This window comes from Candidatus Poribacteria bacterium, from assembly GCA_021295715.1.
GTDB lineage: Bacteria > Poribacteria > WGA-4E > WGA-4E > WGA-3G > WGA-3G.
In genome coordinates this window covers 1-3,213 of record JAGWBV010000162.1, presented here as the reverse complement: position 1 = coordinate 3,213, position 3,213 = coordinate 1, and the positions used below count along the sequence as shown (strand labels likewise).

The following is a 3,213-nucleotide window of genomic DNA, read 5'->3' as shown; positions in this document are numbered from 1 at the left end:
GGGCTCATCTCCGAGCGGCAGCCGAAGCCACCTTTCATACGGCCGACCGAAGTCAACCGAATCGTATTTGGTATTAGCAGTCTTTTCAGACTGTTATCCCCATCTCAGAGGTAAATTACCCACGCGTTACTCACCCTTTCGCCACTTTCCATCGAGCCGAAGCTCGATTTCTCGTTCGGCTTGCATGCCTAATCCACGCCGCCAGCGTTCGTCCTGAGCCGGTATCATACTCTCCACAAAAGTTTCGAAGTACATCTTCAAAAAAAATTGAAGTATACTCACAAGTATTGAAGCACATCTTCAAAAAATTGAAGTGTACTCACAAGCTATTAATAGGCACGTCACGTTCACTATTTAACTTTCAAAGAACAAGTTCACCTTTCTTTCAAAAGGTAATGTTAATTATACACCCTCAAAACAGGTTTGTCAAATAAAATTGTAAGAAAAATGCATAATTTTGCTCTCAAAACCCCTTTTTTAGCAAATTTATTACTTTTTTTTCAAGAAAAAGTCTCTTTTAGGGATCTGAAGCGTTTTTGCCTAATTTTTACGCAATTCCGCGCGCTTCAGGCGCGTTGCTTGTTCCACACCACCTGCCACTTTCTGGATCTTTACGGCCAATAGGTTATGCTTTTTCCAGCCGATTCTGATGGGTCAACATATTTCGCCAGATCGCGCAACGCAACAACGGTACAACCGTTGTCCCGAAGATAATCCATGTAAGTTTCAAACAGTTCAGGTGAGACATCAACCCACGGGTGTTCAAGGGCAGGCACACCATGAAACGTCAGGACAGCGATTTTCCCGTCCTGTGCCTGTTCAACCGCCCACACCAAATCCTCGAATCCGTAGTTCGGACCAGGGACACCCGTTGACGGAACGACCAACGGGTGATAGACACTCGGATCGTAAGCCGGTCCACGTCCGCCTTCCGGATGAAATGGAAACTCCGGTCCAATGCCACGCCGTGCGAAACGATACCCTTTTTCCGTCAACACTTCTATCGCTTCGGGTCCGCGACAATCCGCAGGATAGCCAAAGGTCTCAGGGATAGGAATACCGTATTCCTCGCAGCGTTCATCAATGTGTATCAAGTCCGCCAGCAATTCCTCTTTCGATTGTGTGTTGGTATGTTTATGATGACGGGTGTGGTTCCCTATCTCAAAGCCTTCCTCGTGCAATTGACGGATCTCCTCCCATGTGACATAATGCGCCTTGCTGTTGAGGAAATTTAGACCTTCAGTGATGAAAAACGTTGCCCCAAACCCGTAACGCTTCAATAGCGGTCCAACATAAGCATAATCCGACTTGTTACCATCATCAAAGGTGAGGACAACCAATCGATCGGGGATAGGTTGTAGGGCTTCAAACAATTCGTGATTTTCTTTTTGCATTTTTGCACCTAATGATTCACAGTAGATTTTACAATTATTGATATAGCGTGCCCGGCGAGGTTAGGTATTTTTTACCGAACGCGCTTAACTAAAAACCCCGACATGTTCGGGGTTTTGTTGGAAGTTGATAGCGACATACAAAGTTGGTATTTATCCATATTGTGGATCTATCCATCAGCAGGTTTTGCCCTGCGGCGATGGAAAGCAGACTGGACATTCATGTCGATTGTGTTCCAGTAATATTTCAGCGGATCGTCCGTTTCCCAGTCTGAATAGACCTCCGCCCATTTGGCACACCCCAGATGAACGGTGAGAGCGTCTTCATCAACAGGTTCACTGATCGACTGGTAACGGGCACTCGTTGCGAGCCGTATGCGATCCTCGGTCATGTTGTCGCGACCTCGGTGAATCGTTAAACTGTGAAACATGAGGACATCTCCGCACGTGAAGGGATTCCATGCCCATTCCGTACTGTCTTCAAGCAATTTCCATGAACGGACATCGTTGTCCGTTAAGAACCCACGACGGTTCGATCCACGTGCAATCGCCAAGCCTCCTAACTCGGTGTCACAGTCTCCCAACGGCGTCCACACTGTCCACGTATCTTGCGCACCGCGAACTGGGTGGAAATCCTGATGTGGAGGGGTGGTATACTGATGCTCTCCGGGGAAAATGACATGACAGATGTGCCGTGGGTGAATCAAAACAGAGTTGTCGAACAGAACTTCCAGAACTCGCACGATATGCTCGTGATGGGGAAGGGCGTGGAAGAGTCGGAGTTTCTGAACGTCAATGTAGAAACGCCTGAAGGTTTCGGATCCGTCCTGCTCGCAGATGAAGACCCCTTTTCTACGGATAGCGGCATCGAGATGAGTGCCTGGTTCAAGGAGTTCGTGCTGCGCTGCTACATGGAGCACCTGTCGACGGAGTTCAAGCACGGGTCCTGTCGGGAGTAGTCCACGGAAAAAGAGATAGCCGTTCTGATGGCTGTGCTCAAGAAGTCGAGAACGGTCGCTGATGAAGTCTGTGCAGTCTACAAATGGCAATTCGATGTGCATTCAATCGTTCCTTCTGAACCTATTATCTCATCTTGAGTTTTGCCCATGTGACCGGCAAGGCATCAGCGGGATTCACTGCGAAACTGTGCCCTACGGTTGTAACCAACATATTATCATACAAACTATGTTCACCTCCACTTGCTCTGAAACCTATGCCGCCCTTGTCATTGGTTTCATCTTCCCATGTGCAAGCTAATTCGAGTTCCTCGCCCTGCTCACCCAAATAGAGATCGTAACGCTCACCTTCGGCAACGATCTTTATCGTATACCATTCACCAAGTTCAGGGTGCAGACCCGACTCATTGTCCAATTTATCGTCATCTTTAACGATATAATTACCACCAACTCTCGTAAACCACCAAAATTGATTACGATTATCTGCCACAATTTGAACAAGCGTACAATTGTTTACGTCTTTCGCACGCACAACCCAATTCGATGCCCAGAGCGGGTTTATCATGTGAAAATCGACATAGAATTCAAAGTCAGTGAAGTCATCTCTGACAGACATCCCAACTTCTCCGCCGTTAACTTCCAGTGTCCCGCCATCCAAGTTCCAGCCTCCTGTAGGTGCCCATTTACCCTTGTCAATTTCTTTCTTCTCAAAGTCATCCTCAAACAGCACCTCGCCAACACAAAGCGGCGCGTATATTAAGATGAGTAAGAATAAAAAGAGTGTGAAGCTGCTGAATCTCATTATAACCCCTCCTTTTCGGTTTGAATCAGAAAACACACTTGTCCCGCCAAAAGTTTCAAAATGT

General features: G+C 47.2%; 3 protein-coding genes and 1 rRNA gene. All 4 read right to left on the bottom strand.

Annotated elements, in window-relative coordinates:
* Positions 1-240 (bottom strand): 16S ribosomal RNA (locus tag J4G07_22360); the annotation flags it as partial.
* Positions 241-611: 371 nt separating this feature from the next.
* On the bottom strand, positions 612-1,394 hold the full coding sequence (locus tag J4G07_22355) for a polysaccharide deacetylase family protein (GenBank protein MCE2416727.1): 783 nt from the start codon (positions 1,392-1,394) through the stop codon (positions 612-614).
* 167 nt (positions 1,395-1,561) lie between these two features.
* Positions 1,562-2,452 carry a phytanoyl-CoA dioxygenase family protein gene (locus J4G07_22350; GenBank protein MCE2416726.1) on the bottom strand — a complete coding sequence of 297 codons (891 nt, stop codon included), beginning with the start codon at positions 2,450-2,452 and terminating at the stop codon, positions 1,562-1,564.
* A 22-nt stretch (positions 2,453-2,474) separates the two neighbouring features.
* Positions 2,475-3,149, bottom strand: coding sequence for a DUF1080 domain-containing protein (locus J4G07_22345; GenBank protein ID MCE2416725.1), 675 nt, complete (start codon positions 3,147-3,149; stop codon positions 2,475-2,477).
* Between the last annotated feature and the right edge of the window lie 64 nt (positions 3,150-3,213).